General features: G+C 51.0%; 1 protein-coding gene. It reads right to left on the bottom strand.

Annotated features, from left to right (window positions below):
• Nucleotides 1–471: 471 nt before the first annotated feature.
• Nucleotides 472–723 (bottom strand): hypothetical protein, encoded by a 252-nt coding sequence (locus tag KBX07_RS11300; RefSeq protein WP_256024169.1) that lies wholly within the window; start codon nt 721–723, stop codon nt 472–474.
• Nucleotides 724–1,125: the final 402 nt, after the last annotated feature.

Below are 1,125 nucleotides of genomic sequence, written 5' to 3'. Positions count from 1 at the left end.
CACCGCCTGCACGAGTCATTGGGATACATCACCCCACAAGAGATGGAAGACGCCTACTATCAACAATCACACGCCCACCCGTTGGGCGTTCAATAAGCGGAACGAAAACCAGGACGCTTCATTTCTTGGATGCGATGGTTCATCTGCCGAGTTAGATATCGTCGCCCTTGTATGCCCAACCGGCCCAAATGCTACGTCATCCCTGAAAGCCTAAGGAGCCCAGTATTTCAGTGTAAAAGTTGCACCGGAGCAGAATCATCTGTCGCAAACAGTTGGCGCACGAGAATCGCTACAGGCCTTCTTGAAACTGGCTAGAACCACTAAGCGAATCTGCGTCAGCAAAACCCGTTCAAATGCAGCCAAAGTTTTCGCTATTCCTGAGCCTACACCTTTCTCTCGTATCCACTGACGAACCCACGGCAGTATTGCTAGCTTTAGCAGTAAAGACGTTCCGGTTGATGATCGATTGTTCTATTGCTTGCGCTTGTATTTACTTATTACGGTCTCGGCGACAAAATCATCCCACAAAGTAACCGCCCAGCTACGGGCCGCGAATCCACCGTAACCATTGTGATGGTCGTTCACCTGCTGGTGTGATTCACCCTTCTCGGTAACTTGCCAAGCCCCCGGGCTTCCCTCTTGAAAACCCAATTCGGCCAAGATTTTATTGACTTCCATGGCCGTCTTCCCAATTTGACGACCAATCCTTTGCGCAGACCACATATAAATATCCTTTCCAATTAAGGCGGGCTTTAAACACGGCTACCGGTAACGCTGAACGCTATTGGCATTGGTTGGGATCGTAACTTCTCTTCACATATTTGAGCGCGACGCGGGAGACCTTCAATGAAAATCACCCCTTTATGGGTATGAGAAGATCATCAGCTTCTGTGCCGTCGGAAGTGCGGGATGGTTGCGTTGGGCCTGCTTTCACTCATCCCCTAACCGGGGTGAAGCGAACCTGCATTGCACAAGGGTTTTCCGGGCTGCCGCTGCCTGAGGTGTAGATGGAAAAGCACCCTGGGCACGGTGTGTGTCCAGGGTGCTGTGTGTATTGAGTTGTTTTTGTTGTTGTTGGTCGGCGGTAACTTACTCTCCCACACCCTCCCGGGTGCAGTACCATCA

Origin of the sequence: Corynebacterium sp. CCUG 70398, from assembly GCF_024454055.1 — a bacterium.
Classification (GTDB): Bacteria; Actinomycetota; Actinomycetes; order Mycobacteriales; family Mycobacteriaceae; genus Corynebacterium; species Corynebacterium genitalium.
This window is presented reverse-complemented; position numbering and strand designations above follow the sequence as displayed.

Bases quoted from the DNA above. Each gene is read 5' to 3' on its own strand.
- KBX07_RS11300 (WP_256024169.1), bottom strand. From the start codon at position 723: ATGTGGTCTGCGCAAAGGATTGGTCGTCAAATTGGGAAGACGGCCATG.